The organism is Rhodanobacter sp. UC4438_H5 (genome assembly GCF_052978405.1).
The window spans coordinates 3128498-3145846 of sequence record NZ_CM129672.1 but is presented as its reverse complement, the minus strand read 5'-3'; the positions used below and the strand labels follow the sequence as shown (position 1 = coordinate 3145846).

Below are 17349 nucleotides of genomic sequence, written 5' to 3'. Positions count from 1 at the left end.
GACCAGCGATGGGCAGGGGAGTTTCTTTCATGGCGGCTTTATGCCACCGGGTATCTGTGGGCGTATGTGCCTGAAGTACGCACCGTGCCGGAAGGCAGGGGCCCGGATCGGGATTCGGGGTTCGAGAAGGCAACCCCGGTGAGCGACCAGGTCGGGCCTGGCTCCGCTCACCCCGAGCGGCGGGGGCACGTAGGGCGGGCACTGCCCGCCGTTTTGCCGCGACGATGCGAGAGCCGGCGGGCGGTGCCCGCCCTACGAGCCGCACGTCGCTCTTCCGAATCCCTAATCCCCGCTACTTGGGCAGCGCCGGCATGCCCTTGGGCACGGCGGGCATCGGTGGCGGCTGGCGGCCACGGCGGAATTCATCGCGGATGCGCTTCTGCACCGCCTTGCGCTCGCGGTGGTCGTGCTGCCACAGGTAGATCGCCGGCGTGCTCAACAGGGTCAGCAGCTGCGACACCAGCAGGCCGCCGAGGATCGCGATGCCCAGCGGCTGGCGCAGCTCCGAGCCGTAGCCGAAGCCCACCGCCAGCGGCAGCGCCGCGCCCATCGCCACCAGGGTGGTCATGGTGATCGGGCGGAAGCGCACCAGCGCGGCCTCGCGGATGGCCTCGGGCGGCGACAGGCCGCGCTCGCGTTCGGCGACCAGGGCGAAATCGACCATCAGGATCGCGTTCTTCTTGACGATGCCGATCAGCATCAGCACCGCGATCACCGACATCAGGGTCAGCTGGGTGTGGGTCACCAGCATGGCGAGGAACGCGCCCATGCCGGCGGCGGGCAGGGTGGAGAGGATGGTCAGCGGGTGGATCAGGCTCTCGTACAGCACGCCCAGCACCACGTACATCACCAGGATCACCGCCAGCAGCAGCAACAGCACGTCGCTCAGCGCGTCGACCAGGTTCTGGTTCTCGCCGGTGTACTTGCGCTGGATGCCGTTCGGCAGCGCGGCGGCGAAGATCGCCTGGTCGACCAGCTTCAGGCCTTCCGCCGGGGTGATGCCCTCGGCCAGGTTGTAGTTGATCGAGGCCGATTCGAGCTGGTTGAAGTGGCTGACCGTGGCCGGTGCCAGGTGCGGCTGGATCGTGGCCAGCGCGGAGAGCGGGATCATCTCGCCGCGGCTGCTGCGCACATAGGTGCCGAGCAATCCCTGCGGGCTCAGCTCGTCGCCGCGGTCGGCGGTCAGCACCACGCGGTACTGGTTGATGTCCGAATAGATGGTGGAGATCTGGTTCTGCCCGAACGCGTTGTACAGCGCCGAGTCGATCTGGCCCATGCTCACCTGCAGCCGCGCGGCGGCGGCGCGGTCGACCTGCACCATCTGCTGGGTGCCGATGCCGTCGAAGCTGCTGGTGACATCCTTGAACTGCTTCATGCCGCGCATGACGTGTTCGAGATGCAGGGTGGGTTCCTGCAGCGGCGTGCCGTCCAGGCTGTCGAGCTGGAACGAGTAGCGCCCGACATTGCCGCCGCCCAGGCCGCCGCCACCGCCACCACCGAAGAACTGCACCGCGGACACCGCCACGTCGAGGTCGGTGACGCCCTTGAAGTGGGCGGCGAGGCGGTCGACCACCTGCTGCACCGTGACGTGGCGATCGTCCGGCCGATCGCCCAGCGGCTTGAGGTCGACGAACAGGTGCGCGCCGTTGCCGCCGTTGACGATGGTGGATACGTCCAGCACCGCCGGGTCGGCCTGGAACACCGCGGCCACCTCGCGTGAGCGCGTGGTCAGCCGGGTCGGCGAGATGTTCGGGCCGGCAGTGATCTGCACCTGCACCAGGCCGGTGTCCTCCTTCGGCATCAGGCCGCCGCCGGCGGTCATCACCACCAGCACCGCCAGCACGCCGGTGAGCACGAGCAGCACGGCGGGCTGCCAGCGCATCAGGCGGCGGTGGTGCATCGACCAGTCCAGCGCGCGCCGGTACTGCGCGAGCAGCCAGCCATCGAAGCGCTCGGCCAGCCGCTCCAGCCGCCCGGGCGTGCGGCTGCCCTCCGGCTCGTGCACCAGGCTGCGCCCGCACAGGGCTGGGGTGAGGGTGAGCGAGACCACCGCCGAGATCACGATGGTGGCCACCAGGGTCACCGCGAACTCGCGCATCAGCATGGTGAACATGTTGTCGCCGAACACCATCGGCCCGAACACGGCGATCAGCGACAGCGTGATCGACACCACCGTGAAACCGATCTCGCGCACGCCGGTCAGCGCCGCCTGCAGCGGCGCCATGCCCTGCTCGATGTGGCGCACGATGTTCTCGATCACCACGATCGCGTCGTCCACCACGAAACCCACGCACAGCACCAGCGCCACCAGCGAGAAGATGTTCAGGGTGAAGCCGAGCATCCACATCACGATCAGCGCGCCGGCCAGCGACAGCGGCACGCTGAGCATGGCGATCAGGGTCGGCCGCAGCCGGCGCAGGAACAGCAGCATCACCAGCGCCACCATCACGATGCTCATGCCCAGCGCCACCTCGACCTCGTGCAGCGCCGATTCTGTCGTCGGGGTGAGGTCGAAGATCGGGGTGATCTTCACGTCGGCGGGCAACACGTGGCTGAGCCCGGGCAGCGCCGCGCGGATCGCCTTGACCACGGCGATCGCGTTGGCGTCCGGACGCTTGCTGATCTGCAGGGTCACCGCGCGGGTGCCGTTGAACCAGGCCGCGGCGTACTGGTCCTGCTGCCCGCCGCTCACCGTGGCCACGTCGGCCAGCCGGACCGGCACGCCGTTGTTGCTGGCGATCACCAGGCTGGCGAAATCCGCCGGCGTGTGCAGCGCGTCGTTGGCGGTCACCGTCATCTGGCTGACGCCGTCGCTGAGGATGCCCTGCGGCGAGGTGACGTTGGCCGCGCGCAGCGCGTTGGCGACCTGGTTGGTGGTGATGCCCTTGATCGCCAGCGCGTTGGCGTTCAGCGCGATGCGCACCGCGTGCGGGGTGCCGCCGCCGACCTGCACCTGCGCCACGCCGGGGATCTGCGCCACCGCGGGCTTGAGCAGGGTGTCGGTGAGGTCGTAGAGGCGGTCCGGCGGCAGGCTGCTGGAAGTCAGCGTGACCAGCAGCACCGGGATGGTCGAGGTATCGAACTTGAAGTACTGCGGCGGTGCCGGCATGCCCGGCGGCAGGTCGGCGGCGGCGGCATTGAGCGCCGCCTGCACGTCGCGCGCAGCCGCATCGGTGGAGCGCCCGTACTTGAACAGCACCTGGATCTGCGCGCGCCCTTCGCTGGCGCTGGAGAACATGAACTGCACGCCCGGGATGCGCCCGATGTGCCGTTCCAGCGGCGCCATCACCGTGGTGGCCATGGTCTGCGCGCTGGCGCCGGGCATGCCCGCCACCACCGCCACGCCGGGAAACTCGATCGACGGGAACGCCGCCACGCCGATCAGCAGATAGGCCCACACGCCCGCGATCATCAGGCCGATGGCGAGCAGCGAGGTGCCGACCGGGCGGCGGATCATCGGTGCGAATGCGTTCACGTGGCTCTCCCTGTCGCCCAAGCATAACGGCACCGGTCCGGCCGACGGCAGTGACCTGCGGCATGCCGGCGGCCGCGGGAGCGGCGGGCAGTGCCCGCCACCCCGCCGATCAACGCGCGGCGGGGCTGTAACGCAGGGTCAGCAGCAGCTCGCGCCCGGGCTGGTTGAAGTACCAGACCGTTTCGTAGTGGCGGTCGAACGCATTGGCCAGGCGCGCCTCCAGTTGCCAGGCGCGGTCGAACTGCCAGCTCGCACGCAGGTCGGTGGTGGCGTAACCGCCCAGTCGGTGTGCGTTGGCCGCATCGTCATAGCGGTGCCCGGCGGCGTTGAACGTGGCGCCGACGCCGAAGGCGCCGTAGCGGCGGTCCAGGTCGATGCGCGCCGTCTGCTCGGCGCGGCGCGGCAGCACGTTGCCGTCGTTCGGGCCGCCATCCTCGTTGCGCGGCTGCAGCCAGGTCAGGTAGCTCTGCAGCTGCCAGCCGCCGAGCCGGGCGCCGAACTGGCCTTCCACGCCGCGGATGCGCGCCTTGCTGATGTTGCGCGGGAAGTACTGGCTGTCCAGCGCGATCAGCTGGTCGATGCGCGTCTGGTAGGCGTTCAGCGCCCAGTTCCAGCCATCGTGCTGCCGGCTCAGGCCCAGCTCGGCGCTGCGCGAAGTCTCCGGTTTCAGGTCCGGATTGCCGCTGCCGTAGGGGTAGTAGAGATCGTTGAAGGTGGGCGCGTGGAAGGCGCTGCCGTAGCTGGCGGTGAGCTTCACGCCGCTGTCGAAGTGATAACCCCAGGCCAGCGCGCCGGTGTCGTGGTGGCCGTACTGGCTGTTCCTGTCGCGCCGCGCGGAGAGCGCCAGCTCGTTCGGCCCGAACGTGGCCTGGTACTGCGCGTACGCGCCGGTGTCGTGGCGGCGGGTGGCGAGAAAGCCGGTGTCGCTGTCGATGTGCTCGCCCTGCCAGTCGACGCCGAGCGTCAGCAGCTGGTCCGCGGCCAGGTTGATGTCGTTCTGCCACGAGGCCTGGTTGCGGCGCGAATAGATGTAGCCGACGAAGCTCGCGTTCTCGTAGTTGTCGTAGCGGTCCAGGTTCTGGCCCACGCTGAGCGTGCTCTTCCACGCCTGCAGCGGACGGAAGCCGAAGGTCGAACCGGCGACCTGCTGCACGGTGCGCCAGCGGTTCTGGTAGCTGCCGTCGAAATGCGCCTCGCCCAGGCTGCGCAGCCAGGTGCCGGTCAGTTCGGCACCGTTGTCCCAGCGGTAGCCGCCGCTGGCGCTGAGGTTCTTGTTGCGCGACGGATCGCGATCCGGCTCGTCGGTGAAGCAGCCGGCGAAGGCCGCGGCGGCGCCGACGCGGCAGGTGTTGATGCCGCCGGTGTACTGGCTGCCCGCGCCCAGGTTGTACCAGCCCTGTTCGCTGCCGCCGGACAGCCCGAGCTGGCCGCGCAACAGCCTGTCGGTGCCGGCGGTGAGCGCCAGCGACGGTTCGAGGCCGCCGTCGCGCGAGCCGCGGCGGGTGAAGATCTGGATCACGCCGCCGATCGCATCGGCGCCGTAGAGGCTGGAGCGCGGGCCGCGCACGATCTCGATGCGTTCGATCTGCTCCACCGGAATCTGCTCGAACGCGGCCAGCCCCGCGCTGACCGAAGCCACCCGCACGCCATCGACCAGCAGCAGGGTGTGGGTGGAATTGGCGCCGCGCAGGAACAGCGAAGTCTGCTGGCCGTAGCCGCCGGCGTTGGCGAAGCTCACGCCGGGCAGGCCGGTCAGCAGGTCGGCGATCGACACCGGCTGCAGCCGCTCGATGTCGGCGCGGCTGATCACGCTCACCGACGACAGCGAGTCGCCGATGTCGATCGGCGTGCGCGTGGCGGTGACGATCACCGGCTCCAGCGAAATGGCGCGGTCCTGCCCGGATGGGTCCTGCCCGGTCGCGCCGGCACCGGTGGCGCAGGCCAGCAGCAAGCTGGCCAGCAAGGTCTTCTTCATCTTCGTTTTCCTTCGCCGCGCACCCGCGCACGGCCGCATGTCCAGAGGGAATGGCAGCCGGGCGAAAAAGCGGGGACGGAACGACGGACAGACAGGCCGTGGTCCGGCCTCGCCCACCGCGAGCCACCAAGGAGCGTCCAGGCCGGTCTCCGGGCTCGCGAGTGGCGGGCGGTGATTCCGCTCGCCGCGAACGGCGCCTTCCCGTGCATCGCACAGTGGCCTTCGCCGTTCGTGTCTTTCGCTTACCGTTGCGGGGGCAGCGCCGGCCTTGCAGTGTTCGCACACCACGCACCGGCTTCCCGTTTCATCCCTTGGGCGTTGAACCGTCGGGACACCTGAACCGCGTCACTGTAGCGGCGGACGCCCATTCGGGCAATGGTGCGGGAGTGAGTGGAGGGGTGAGAAACGAGAAAAGGCGGGTCGAGGCGTGGTGCTGGCTCTCTCTCACCTCTCACTCCTCTCCACTCACTTCTCGCCCCGCTCCTCGCCGCCGATCCAGCTTTGCTGCACGCGCAACGCATCGTCCATCGCCACCAGATCGGCGCGGCAGCCGGCCGCGATGCGGCCGCGGCTTGCGCCAAGACCGAGGAACTCGGCCGGCCAGGTGCTGGCCATGCGCACTGCCTCGTCCAGCGGCAGGCCGAGCATCTGCACGGTGTTGCGCACGGCGGCGGCCATGTCGAGCGCCGAGCCGGCGAGCACGCCGCTGGCGGTCTGGCAGATGCCGTCTTTCACGGTGATGGTTTCGCCGTTGAGCACGTAGTCGGGGCGGTCGGCGCCGACCGGCGGCATCGCGTCGGTGACCAGCAGCATCTTGCCGCGGGCCTTGGCGGCGATCGCCACACGCAGGCTGGCCGGGTGCACGTGGTGGCCGTCGACGATGATGCCGCACCAGCTCGCCGCATCTTCCAGCGCGGCGCCGACCACGCCCGGCTCGCGGCTGCCGAACGGGGTCATCGCGTTGAACAAATGCGTGAAGCCGCGCACGCCGGCATCGAGTGCGGCGCGGGTGGTTTCGTAGTCGGCGGCGGTGTGGCCGGCGCAAACGATCACCCCGGCGGCGGCGAGCGCGCGGATGCTCGCCGGCGGCACCCGGTCCGGGGCCAGCGTGACCAGCCGGATGCCGCGATGGGGTGCGCACAGCAAGGCCAGCTCGTCGGCGCCGGGTACGTGGAAGTACTTCGCGTCGTGCACGCCCTTGCGGGCGGGCGCCAGGTACGGCCCTTCGAGGTGGATGCCGAGCAGGCCCGGCACGCCTTCGGCCAATGCCTGTTCCACCGCCGCCAGCGCTTCGCGCATCACCTCGACCCGATCGCTGATCAGGGTCGGCAGGAAACCGGTGGTGCCGTAGCGCCGGTGGGCCGCGCCGATGCGGCGGATCGTCTCCACCGTCGGCGCCTCGTTGAACAGCACGCCACCGCCGCCGTTGACCTGCACGTCGATGAAGCCCGGCAGCAGCATGGCGCCGGCGAGGTCGTGCACCTGCGCGGCGCCCACGCGCGGATCGGATGGCGGCAGCAGGTCGGCGATACGCTCGCCGTCGAGCAGCACGGCTAAGTCGTCGCGCCAGCCGTCGGGGGTGAGTACGCGGGCGTGGGTGAGGACGTGAAGCATGGCGAATTCCGTTGATGATGCGCGACTGAAGGAGCAATACCCTCGTAGGGCGGGCACTGCCCGCCGCTCCCCGTCACGCGAAAATAAAGGCCGGCGGGCAGTGCCCGCCCTACGGCATGCTCAAACCGTCTCCGTGACCTTGTTCAGATGCGGCGGCACGTCGGGGTTGAAACCGCGGCGCAGCGCAAGCTCGCTGGCGGCGCGGTAGAAGCTCTGGATGATCAGCAGCGGCGTGCACAGCGCGGGCAGGCCACCGGGCACCGGCAGCGTGCCGGGGCCGTGCTGGCCCGGCGCGGCAACGAAGACCTGCGCGCCGCGGCCGCGGAACTCGCGCGCCACCGCCAGCGTGCTGGCCAGGGTGTCGTCGTCCTGGGCGAAGCACAGCACCGGGAAGTCCGGTCCGACCAGCGCCATCGGGCCGTGCTTCACCTCGGCGGCGCTGAACGCCTCGGCGTGCAGGCCGCAGGTTTCCTTGAACTTGAGCGCCGCTTCCAGCGCGATGCCGAGGCCGAAGCCGCGGCCGACCACGAACAGGTTGTGCGCGCCGACGAGGCCTTCATGGAGGCTGGACCAGTCCGCATCCCAGCTCTTGCGCAAGGCGTCGGGCAGGGTCGGCAGCGCGGCGTCGAGTTCGGCGTCGCCGCTCCAGCGCGCGCACAGGTGCAGCACCGCGGCCAGCGCGGCGAGGTAGCTCTTGGTCGCCGCCACGCTGCGCTCGGGCCCGGCGTGCAGCGGAATCACGGTGTCGGCCAGCGCGGCCAGCGGCGAATCGGCCACGTTGACCAGCGCCACCACGCGCGCACCGGCACGTTTCGCCGCCTCCGCGGTGCGCAGCAGGTCGGGGCTCTTGCCCGATTGCGAAATCGCGATGAACAGCGCGTCCCGCCACTGCTGCTCGGCGGCATACACCGAGCTCACCGAGGGCGACGCCGAGGCGGTGGCGATGCCCAGCTGCGTCTCGAACACGTACTTGGCGTAGGCCGCGGCGTGATCCGAACTGCCGCGCGCGCAGGTGACGATGAAGCGTGGCGGCGCCTCGCGCAGCGACTGCGCCAGCGCGCTCACCACCGCTTCGTTGGCGGCAAGCTGGCGCGCCACTACCGCGGCCGATTCCTGCGCTTCGCGGAACATCAGGGTGTCGCTGGCGTTCATGCTTGTCCTTCAGTCGGTGTGCAATTCGGCGACGAAGTCGTAGATGTCGCCGCGATACCAGGAGGTGGTGAACTCGACCACGCGGCCGTCGTCGAGGAAGCTGCGCCGTTCGATGTTCAGGCCGGCGCTGCCCACCGCCACGTGCAGCAGCCGCGCCTGCTGCGCGTTCAGCGACACCGCGCGCAGGCGCTGCAGCGCGCGGCGCGGGCGGCAGCCGAGTTGTTCGAGCGCCTCGTACAGCGAGTCGCGCACCAGCATCGGATCGGGCAGCACGCTGGCCGGCACCACGCTGCGCTCGATCGCCAGCGGCTCGTCCTGCCCGTAGCGCAGGCGATGCAGGCGCACCACCAGCGAGCCGGGCGAGAGGTTCATCGCCATCGACTCCTCCGGCGTCACCTCGCCGATCACCCGCTCGAAGAACTCCGAACGCGGGCGCAGTCCGCGCTCGCGCAGGTCCTCGGTGAAACTGGTCAGCCGCGACATCGGCTTGACGATGCGCTCGGCGATGAAGGTGCCGGCGCCGTGGCGCTGGGTCAGCAGGCCTTCCTCGACCAGGCCGGCGATCGCCTTGCGCACGGTGACCCGCGAGAGCTTCAGCACCAGCGCCAGGTCGCGTTCGCTGGGCAGCGCGTGGCCCGGCTCGACGTCGTGCTGCTGCACCACGTTGCGGATCGCCTGGCGCAGTCGCAGGTAGGCCAGCGGCTGGTGATTGGCCGGGTCGCGGCAGATCCGGCGGTATTCCTTGGACAAGGTGGTTTCCATGGCGCGCACCATACCAATAGCGATCCACCGGCCGCAAGCCATGACGGTGCGATATGCCCGCCAGCAAACGCTCGGCCATCCCCAGCCGTTCGCACCGAGCGTGGCTCGCGCCGGCGAGCGGGGTCGAAGTGCATCGCCGGGTGACCAGACCCTTCGACTTCCTTGCTTCCCAAGGCACAGCCATCCCTGGCTGCTCCCCGCGTACGGCCTGCGGGAACGGCCTGCGCTCAGGGAGAACGGGGGTGACGGGACTGCCTGCGGATCGTTCTGCTGGGGCCGCCGATGAATTCGTATGCAACCGGGTAGTCGCTCTGGTATTTCACTGGTACCATCGGCAAAAACCCGGGCAGCGGCATCCGGCCGCGGCCCGCCAGCCGGCATCGAGTCGAGGTGATCGCGTGACTGCTTCCCCCCAAACCGTCGAGCCATTCGACCTGGTGATTTTCGGCGGCACCGGCGATCTCGCCGCGCGCAAATTGCTGCCGGCGCTGTTCCACCGTTTTCTCGACCACCAATTGCCGCCCAGCAGCCGCATCGTCGGCGTGGCGCGCGAGGCGCTGGACGACGCCGGCTATCGCGCGCAACTGCGCGAGGCGCTGATCGCGATCTGCGATGCCCGCCAGCTGGACGAGTTCCTGCAGCAGGTGTTCTACCGTCCGCTGGATGCGCGCAAGGACGAGGGCTGGGACGATTTCGCCGCCTTCATCGGCGCCGAGCCCGACCACGTGCGGGTGTTCTACCTGTCGACCTCGCCCGAACTGTTCGTCGACATCTGCAAGCGGCTGGGCCATTACGGCTTGAACCAGGGCAAGTCGCGCGTGGTGCTGGAGAAGCCCATCGGCCGCGACCTGGACAGCGCCAACCGGATCAACGATGCGGTGGGCCAGGTGTTCGACGAAACCCAGACCTTCCGCATCGACCACTACCTCGGCAAGGAGACGGTGCAGAACCTGCTGGTGCTGCGCTTCGGCAACGCGCTGTTCGAGCCGCTGTGGAACTCCGCGCACATCGACCACGTGCAGATCACCGTGGCCGAGACGCTCGGCGTGGGCCACCGCGGCGCCTATTACGACCGCGCCGGCGCGCTGCGCGACATGGTGCAGAACCACATGCTGCAACTGCTGTGCATGGTGGCCATGGAACCGCCCTCGTCGCTGGCGCCGGACGCGGTGCGCGACGAGAAGCTCAAGGTGCTGCACTCGCTCAAGCCCATCGACGCGAGCAACGCCGGCCAGCTCACCGTGCGCGGCCAGTACCGCGCCGGCGTGGCCGAGGGCGCCAGCGTGCCCGGCTACGGCGAGGAACTGGGCAACGCGAAATCCGATACCGAGACCTTCGTCGCGCTGAAAGCCGAGATCGGCAACTGGCGCTGGGCCGGCGTGCCGTTCTACCTGCGCACCGGCAAGCGCCTCGCGCATCGGGTGTCGGAGATCGCGGTGACCTTCAAGCCGGTGCCGCATTCCATCTTCGACGCCGCCTCCGGCTCGCTGGCGCAGAACCGGCTGGTGCTGCGGCTGCAGCCGGACGAGGGCGTGAAGCTGTGGCTGACCATCAAGCACCCCGGCCCCGGCGGCCTGCGCCTGCGCCACGTGCCGTTGGACATGAGCTTCGCCGAGGCGTTCGGCGTGTCGCAGCCCGACGCCTACGAACGCCTGCTGCTGGACGTGGTGCGCGGCAATCCCACCTTGTTCATGCGCCGCGACGAAGTGGAAGCGGCCTGGCGCTGGGCCGGCCCCATCCTGGCCGCGTGGAGCGACAGCGGCGAAGCGCCGCGGCCGTACGCGGCCGGCAGCTGGGGGCCGAGCGCGTCGGTGGCGCTGATCGAGCGCGACGGCCGCACCTGGCACGACGACAACGAATAGGCGCGCACTTCACCTGCTGCCTGCGCCGCCCCAACCACACTGGAACGCATCACCTCGCCGCCGATCGAACCCGCCATGTCCGCACCCACCAACGTCACCACCCACAGCTTCACCGGATGCCAGGCGCAAGCCGTGGCGCTGGCCGAGCGCGTGGCCGAACGCCTGCGCGACGGCCTGGCGCAACGCGGCCAGGCCGTGCTGGCGGTCTCCGGCGGCAGCACGCCGAAGGATTTCTTCGAGCAGCTGTCGCGCCAGGCACTGGACTGGACCAGGGTGCAGGTGACCCTGGTCGACGAACGCTGGGTGCCCGAAAGCGATGTGCGCTCCAACGCGCGACTGGTGCATACGCACCTGCTGCAGCACGCCGCTGCCGCGGCGCCATTCATTCCGCTGTACACCGGCGACGCCAGTCCGGAGGCCGGCCTGGCCCGCGCCGAAGCACGCATCGCCGCGTTGCCGCTGCCGTTCGACGCGGTGGTGTTGGGCATGGGTGACGACGGCCACACCGCTTCGTTCTTTCCCGGCGGCGACCACCTCGCCGAAGCGCTGGACCCGCACGGCAGCATGCGCGTACTGCCGATGCACGCGCCCGGTGCCGACGAGCCGCGCATCACGCTGACCTTGCCCACGCTGCTGCAAACGCGCGCGTTGTACCTGCTGGTGGCCGGCGAGAAGAAGCGCGACGTACTCGCCGACGCGCGGCTTGGCCTGGGTGCCGCGCGCGACTATCCGGTGCGCGCCGTGCTGACCCAGCAACGCGTGCCGGTGGCGGTGTACTGGTGCCCTTGAGAGCGAGAAACGAGTGGGGAGGGGTGAGAAATGAGTGAACCACACCCGCCACTCCCGCCGTCTCTCGTTTCTCACTCGTCTTCACTCATTTCTGGATTTGAATCATGACCACGCTGCATCCCGTCGTCGCCGAAGTCACCGAACGCCTGCGCGAACGCAGCCGCGAGACGCGCGCGGCGTATCTCGCGCGGATCGACGCGGTGGATCGCAGCGGGCCGCGGCGCGGGCACCTGTCCTGCGGCAACCTTGCGCACGGGTTCGCCGCGTGCGGCAGCGAAGACAAGGACGCGCTGCGCAACGGCCACCGCGCCAACCTGGCCATCGTCACCGCCTACAACGACATGCTCTCGGCGCACCAGCCGTACGAGCGCTATCCCGCGCTGATCCGGCAGATCGCGCGCGACGCCGGCTTCACCGCGCAGGTCGCCGGCGGCGTGCCGGCGATGTGCGACGGCATCACGCAAGGCCGCGCTGGCATGCAGCTGTCGCTGTTCTCGCGCGACGTGATCGCGCTGGCCACCGCGGTGGCGCTGTCGCACGACATGTTCGACGGCGCGCTGTTCCTCGGCATCTGCGACAAGATCGTGCCGGGCCTGCTGATCGCCGCGCTCAGCTTCGGTCATCTTCCCGCGGCCTTCGTGCCCAGCGGCCCGATGCCCAGCGGCATCCCCAACGAACAGAAGTCGAAAGTGCGCCAGGCGTTCGCCGACGGCAAGGCGAGCAAGGCCGAATTGCTCGAGGCGGAGGCCGCGTCATACCACACCGCCGGCACCTGCACCTTCTACGGCACCGCCAACTCCAACCAGATGCTGATGGAGATCATGGGCCTGCACCTGCCCGGCGCCAGCTTCACCGCGCCGGACACGCCGCTGCGCGACGCGCTCACCGCCGAGGTGGTGCGCCGCGTCGCCGCCAACAGCGCGCTGGGCGGACATTACCTGCCGCTCGGCCACCATCTCGACGAGCGCGCCATCATCAACGGCGTGATCGGGCTGCACGCTACCGGCGGCTCGACCAACCACCTGCTGCACCTGGTGGCGATGGCGCAGGCCGCGGGCATCCAGTTGCGCTGGGACGATTTCGACGCGCTGTCCGGGGTGATCCCGCTGCTGGCGCGCGTCTATCCGAACGGCTACGCCGACGTGAACCAGTTCCACGACGCCGGCGGCATGGCCTTCCTGATCGACCAGCTGCTCGGCGCCGGCCTGCTGCACGGCGACGTCAAGACCATCTTCGGCACCGGCCTGGAGGGCTACGCGCAGGTACCGTATCTGGACGACAGCGGCACGCTGCGCTGGAAACCCGTGCCGAAGCAGAGCGGCAACCGTGGCGTGCTGCGCGGCGTGGACGAGCCGTTCCGCCCCGACGGCGGCTTGCGCCTGCTCGACGGCAACCTCGGCCGCGCCGTGATCAAGGTCTCCTCGGTGCCGGAGGATCGCCTGCTGATCGAGGCGCCGGCGATCGTGTTCAACGACCAGGACGAGGTCGCCGGCGCCTACCAGCGCGGCGAGCTCAACCGCGATTTCGTGGCGGTGGTGCGCTTCCAGGGTCCGCGCGCCAACGGCATGCCCGAGCTGCACAAGCTCACCCCCACGCTGGCGGTGCTGCAGGACCGCGGCCACCGCATCGCCCTGCTCACCGACGGGCGCATGTCCGGGGCTTCCGGCCGCGTGCCGGCGGCGATTCACGTGACGCCCGAGGCGGTCGCCGGTGGCAACATCGCGAAGATCCGCGATGGCGACATGATCCGGCTCGACGCTGCAAATGGACGTCTGGACGTCCTTGTCGAGACGGACGAACTGGACGCCCGCCTGCCGCACCTCGCCGACCTGTCGCACGACCACACCGGCATGGGCCGTGAGCTGTTCGGCCTGTTCCGGCAGGCCGCCACCAGCGCCGATTTCGGCGCGGGGGTGCTATAGGCGATGTAGGGCGGGCATTGCCCGCCGGCCTTTTTCTCCCGACTTCGCGGCCAAACGGCAGCGGCGGGCAGTGCCCGCCCTACACCGCGCAAGGCGTCCGCAGCCTTCTCCACTCGCCCAGCGCCGAAAATGCCGATCATCAACCCACCGAGCCATGTCATGACCAGCCTCATCGAGCAGAAGCAGGAACAGATCGAAGCCACTATGCGCCTGGCGCCGGTGATTCCGGTGGTGGTGATCCATGCGCTGAGGGACGCGGTGCCGATGGCGCGTGCGCTGGTTGCCGGCGGTGCGCCGGCGATCGAGGTGACCTTGCGCACGAGCGTGGCGCTGGACGCGATCCGCGCGATCGCCGCGGAGGTCGAAGGCGCCACGGTGGGGGTCGGCACCGTGCTCGGCGCTGGCGACCTGCGCGCGGCGCAAGCGGCCGGCGCCCGCTTCGCGGTGTCGCCCGGCATCTCGCCGCGCCTGCTCGATGCGGCCGACGACAGCACGCTGCCGCTGCTGCCCGGCGCAGCCACCGCCAGCGAGGCGATGAGCCTGCTCGAGCGCGGCTACCGCCACCTGAAGTTCTTCCCCGCCGTGCCCGCCGGTGGCCACAAGCTGCTCGGCGCCTGGGCCGGCCCGCTGCCGCAGATTCGCTTCTGCCCCACCGGCGGCATCAGCCTCGCCAACGCCACGGATTTCCTGGCCTTGCCCAACGTGCTGTGCGTGGGCGGCTCCTGGCTCACCCCCGCCGACAAACTGGCGGCAGGCGACTGGGCCGGCATCGAGCTGCTGGCGCGCGAGGCGAATGAATTGCGGGAACGGCGCTGACGCGTCGCGCCGGGCTCAGCGCGGCAGCACCGGCAGGTATTGCCGGCGTTCGCCGAAACGCGGCGCCTTGAGGTCCACGCGGGCGCACAACTGCCCATCGCACAGATTCACATCGGCATCGTTGTATGCCTTCAGCAACTGCGCGGAAAGCTGGTTCTGCTCGATGACCTTGCGATAGTGCAGCGACAGCCACGCGCCGCCGGCGAGCAGCAGGGCCAGGCACAGCGCCACCGCGCCGAAGGTCTTCCACAGCAGATGCCGGTGCAGTCGCTCCAGGCGCTCGATCCGCTCGGCCAGCGCGTGGGCGCTGCCGGACACCTCCTCGCCCGATGCCTGCAGGTGCTGCCGGTAGTACTGCACGGCCTGCCCCAGCCCTTCGCGCGTCTCGTGGGCTACCCGCGCCGGCAGCGCCTGCATGGAGGCATCGGCGGCCTGCTCCACGACGCGGGGCAGTTGCGTGGCCAGCGCCTGCATGTCCTGCATCAGCCCCTGCAGGCGCCCGCCGAGGTGGTCGCATCGTCGCTCGAACTGCTCCATCAACTGCGCGGCCTGGCTGACCAGGGTCATGCATTCGGTCTCGTTCATGGCTTGGCTTCCCTGTATGCCGACGGCCGCTTCAGCGCATCATCGTCAGCGCGGCGGCTTGCGGCTCCGCCTGCTGGGGTGACAGTGCCTGCCACGCGGCCGCCTGCTGCTGGCGATCCACGGCAAGCATGGCCTCGGCGTGCAGCGCCTGCCCCGCCGGCAGACTCGCCAGCGTCCTCGTGCCCTGGCGAAAGGCATCCCAGTTGCCGGATTGCGCGGAATCCAGCATGCCTTGCACAAAGGCGCTCGGGTCCTGTCCGACCGTCGCCGGCATGCGCGCGGAGGTCGCGGGGCGCTGCAGCGTGTGGAGCAATGCCATGCCCGCGTGTTCCTGGCGACGGATGTCTGCATCCAGGCTGGGCAACACCGTGTCTTTCATGCTGTGGCGGTTGACCGCTTCGGCCACAGTGGCCTCGCCATGCTGCGCGACGTGGCTGCTCTGCCGCACGGTTCCAGCCGGATGGGTCAGCAGCTCGCCGGCGGCGACCGCGCCGGCGCCAGCGACGGCACCGACGGCGGCGCCGGCTTCGGGAGCATGTTCGGTGGCGCGGCGCACCGATGCGCCGTAGGCGCGATAACCGTCACCGATGCGCGCGCCGCCTTGCCGCGCCTCACGTTCCAGCGTCTGCCCGGCGACGCTCGATGCGTGCCGGACGCGATCCGCGCCCACGTCGGCGAACCGGCGTATCGCGCCGGCATCGCGCTGCGCCTCGTGCCATTCGCGGTCGGCCTGCGCCTGATGATGCCCGGCGCGGGCGGCGGCGAGGCGCGCCTCGTTGTCGGCGACCTGGCGCAGACCCTGCAAGCCGGGAACATGGCTGCCCGCACGAAGCACGGCACCGTCCAGGTCCGCGCTCAGTTGCGCCAGCGTGCCCAGCCCGCGCTCGACCGAGGCGCGGACCTCGCCGTGCACCACGCGCAGGTCGGCGACCGCGGCGGCACCGTAATGCATGGCACCCGCCACCAGCCGGCCGTGACCCTGCACGCCCTCGTTCAGCACGTAGCCGAAAACCTGCATGCCGCGCTGCACGTGGTCGCCGGTGCGCTGCGCGCTGTGCTCGATGCCGCGACCGCCGGCAGCGATGGCATCGCCAACGCGCTTGCCGCCCGCGCCGCCGGCAAGCGCGCCGGACACCACGTTCATCAACGGGCCGGCATCGGCGCCGAGCTCGCCGAGCGACGGCTGCGCCGGGCGATCCACCAGCTGGCCCTGCGCATCGCGCATCTTCGGCGGCAGTTCGATCGGGTGGGCGCCGGCGGCGAGCGGCACGCCGGCCAGGATCTTCGCGCCGGAATGGGAGCTGAGATAGGCCACCAGCTCCATCGCGTCGTCCTGCATCTTGCGGTCGTACGGCAACGCCTGCGCTAGCCGCGCGCGAAGCAGGTCCTGCATGCCGTCCAGCTGTCCCAATTCGCCCAGCTGCCGCGCGGCCAGTCCCAACTGCGCCCGTGTCACCGCGTCCATGTCGTGGACGCCGCTCTGGGCGTCGTGGAGCATTTCGCCGTGGACGTAGTAGCTGTGGATGGACGAGGCCCCGTAGAGCGTCCCACCGTGCTGCTCCACGTAACGGTGCGCGGTGTTGGGATGCAGCCCGGCACTGTTGAACGTGTATGCCGGCACGCCGGTCACCTCGGCGGCAGCGCTGGCACCCGCGCCTCCTTTGGAGTGACCTGCCAACTCAAATTGCCCTCGAAAGCCATCTTGAAGCTTCCTTGCGAGAGCCATCGCCCGGTCGACGTGGTCGCTCTCCAGCCCGACGCCTTGACGGCCGTTTTCGATCCAGTCTTCCAAAGCGGAATCGCGCAAGATGATGCCGCCCTTGCCGTCCGACACTGCGACGAGTCCGTTCGAGCCCTTGATTACGACAACGGGTTTGACGTCTGGTCCGTAGACCCGAGGATCAGGCAAATAGATCTCCGCACGGAAATCGGATTCGTCGGGCTGCAGGTACTCGTGAATCTGCTCCGCCGTCCAATCCACGCCGAAGTACTGTTTCAGCAGTTCGGGATGTTCGCTGACGCGGATCCATCCCAAACCCGGCGAAGCCGGTTCATGCGCCGCGGAAGGGTAAACGTCGCCGGCCAGCTCACCCACATCACGGGTGTGGTATCGCCCTTCCAGGACTTCGGCCTGTTTCATCAACTCGGGACTGCCGGTGGCGCGCCATTGCGCCAGCAGCGCCTGCCGCTGCCGCACCTGCTCGATCTTCTCCTGCAGCGTATGCGGCGACTGCTCGGGCAATACCGGGTCACCGGGCATGGTCGGCATGATCGTTCTCCCTGATTCCATGATGAGCCGCACAGATCCGTCTGACTGCACGAGGTTCGCACTATGGACATGGTCCGCGGACGCGTCAATCGGGTAAGCTTTTCGGCAACTCACTACGGGTATGCCAC

General features: G+C 69.7%; 11 protein-coding genes and 1 riboswitch. Of the genes, 4 read left to right on the top strand and 7 right to left on the bottom strand.

Annotated features, from left to right (window positions below; all coding sequences use genetic code 11):
- Nucleotides 1-292: 292 nt before the first annotated feature.
- The 5 genes from ACVCL9_RS14415 to ACVCL9_RS14395 form a co-directional block, all read right to left on the bottom strand.
- Nucleotides 293-3475: an efflux RND transporter permease subunit gene (locus tag ACVCL9_RS14415; RefSeq protein ID WP_447097606.1), complete on the bottom strand. Its 3183-nt coding sequence runs from the start codon at nucleotides 3473-3475 to the stop codon at nucleotides 293-295.
- 109 nt (nucleotides 3476-3584) lie between these two features.
- Complete coding sequence (gene btuB / locus ACVCL9_RS14410) at nucleotides 3585-5450, bottom strand: TonB-dependent vitamin B12 receptor (RefSeq protein ID WP_447097607.1); 1866 nt, start codon at nucleotides 5448-5450, stop codon at nucleotides 3585-3587.
- Nucleotides 5451-5573: 123 nt separating this feature from the next.
- Nucleotides 5574-5804: riboswitch (cobalamin riboswitch) on the bottom strand.
- A gap of 111 nt (nucleotides 5805-5915) precedes the next feature.
- Nucleotides 5916-7064 (bottom strand): N-acetylglucosamine-6-phosphate deacetylase, encoded by a 1149-nt coding sequence (nagA, locus tag ACVCL9_RS14405; RefSeq protein ID WP_447097608.1) that lies wholly within the window; start codon nucleotides 7062-7064, stop codon nucleotides 5916-5918.
- Between the two features lie 120 nt (nucleotides 7065-7184).
- Nucleotides 7185-8216: an SIS domain-containing protein gene (locus ACVCL9_RS14400; protein ID WP_447097609.1), complete on the bottom strand. Its 1032-nt coding sequence runs from the start codon at nucleotides 8214-8216 to the stop codon at nucleotides 7185-7187.
- Nucleotides 8217-8225: 9 nt separating this feature from the next.
- Nucleotides 8226-8978 carry a GntR family transcriptional regulator gene (locus tag ACVCL9_RS14395; RefSeq protein WP_136259285.1) on the bottom strand — a complete coding sequence of 251 codons (753 nt, stop codon included), beginning with the start codon at nucleotides 8976-8978 and terminating at the stop codon, nucleotides 8226-8228.
- Nucleotides 8979-9376: 398 nt separating this feature from the next.
- Between ACVCL9_RS14395 and zwf the strand changes: the two genes are divergently transcribed.
- From zwf to eda, 4 genes are all read left to right on the top strand, one after another.
- The gene (gene zwf / locus ACVCL9_RS14390; protein ID WP_395120872.1) at nucleotides 9377-10840 is read left to right on the top strand and encodes a glucose-6-phosphate dehydrogenase; all 1464 of its coding nucleotides are present in this window, start codon (nucleotides 9377-9379) and stop codon (nucleotides 10838-10840) included.
- Nucleotides 10841-10915: 75 nt separating this feature from the next.
- Nucleotides 10916-11629, top strand: coding sequence for a 6-phosphogluconolactonase (gene pgl / locus ACVCL9_RS14385; RefSeq protein WP_447097610.1), 714 nt, complete (start codon nucleotides 10916-10918; stop codon nucleotides 11627-11629).
- Nucleotides 11630-11733: 104 nt separating this feature from the next.
- Complete coding sequence (gene edd / locus ACVCL9_RS14380; RefSeq protein WP_447097611.1) at nucleotides 11734-13551, top strand: phosphogluconate dehydratase; 1818 nt, start codon at nucleotides 11734-11736, stop codon at nucleotides 13549-13551.
- Nucleotides 13552-13710: 159 nt separating this feature from the next.
- Nucleotides 13711-14367: a bifunctional 4-hydroxy-2-oxoglutarate aldolase/2-dehydro-3-deoxy-phosphogluconate aldolase gene (eda, locus tag ACVCL9_RS14375; RefSeq protein WP_447097612.1), complete on the top strand. Its 657-nt coding sequence runs from the start codon at nucleotides 13711-13713 to the stop codon at nucleotides 14365-14367.
- Between the two features lie 15 nt (nucleotides 14368-14382).
- On the opposite strand, the gene ACVCL9_RS14370 is transcribed toward eda, so the two are convergent.
- Both ACVCL9_RS14370 and ACVCL9_RS14365 read right to left on the bottom strand, forming a co-directional pair.
- A complete protein-coding gene (locus tag ACVCL9_RS14370) occupies nucleotides 14383-14952 on the bottom strand; it encodes a relaxation protein (protein ID WP_447097613.1) in 570 nt (189 codons plus the stop codon).
- Nucleotides 14953-14983: 31 nt separating this feature from the next.
- Nucleotides 14984-17335, bottom strand: a complete 2352-nt coding sequence (locus ACVCL9_RS14365; protein ID WP_447097614.1) for a hypothetical protein — start codon at nucleotides 17333-17335, stop codon at nucleotides 14984-14986.
- Nucleotides 17336-17349: the final 14 nt, after the last annotated feature.

What these genes read in the sequence shown, in the direction of transcription:
- btuB (WP_447097607.1), bottom strand. Translation starts at nt 5,450, where the DNA reads ATGAAGAAGACCTTGCTGGCCAGCTTGCTGCTGGCCTGCGCCACCGGT.
- nagA (WP_447097608.1), bottom strand. Translation starts at nt 7,064, where the DNA reads ATGCTTCACGTCCTCACCCACGCCCGCGTACTCACCCCCGACGGCTGG.
- ACVCL9_RS14400 (WP_447097609.1), bottom strand. Translation starts at nt 8,216, where the DNA reads ATGAACGCCAGCGACACCCTGATGTTCCGCGAAGCGCAGGAATCGGCC.
- ACVCL9_RS14395 (WP_136259285.1), bottom strand. Translation starts at nt 8,978, where the DNA reads ATGGAAACCACCTTGTCCAAGGAATACCGCCGGATCTGCCGCGACCCG.
- pgl (WP_447097610.1), top strand. Translation starts at nt 10,916, where the DNA reads ATGTCCGCACCCACCAACGTCACCACCCACAGCTTCACCGGATGCCAG.
- edd (WP_447097611.1), top strand. Translation starts at nt 11,734, where the DNA reads ATGACCACGCTGCATCCCGTCGTCGCCGAAGTCACCGAACGCCTGCGC.
- eda (WP_447097612.1), top strand. Translation starts at nt 13,711, where the DNA reads ATGACCAGCCTCATCGAGCAGAAGCAGGAACAGATCGAAGCCACTATG.
- ACVCL9_RS14370 (WP_447097613.1), bottom strand. Translation starts at nt 14,952, where the DNA reads ATGAACGAGACCGAATGCATGACCCTGGTCAGCCAGGCCGCGCAGTTG.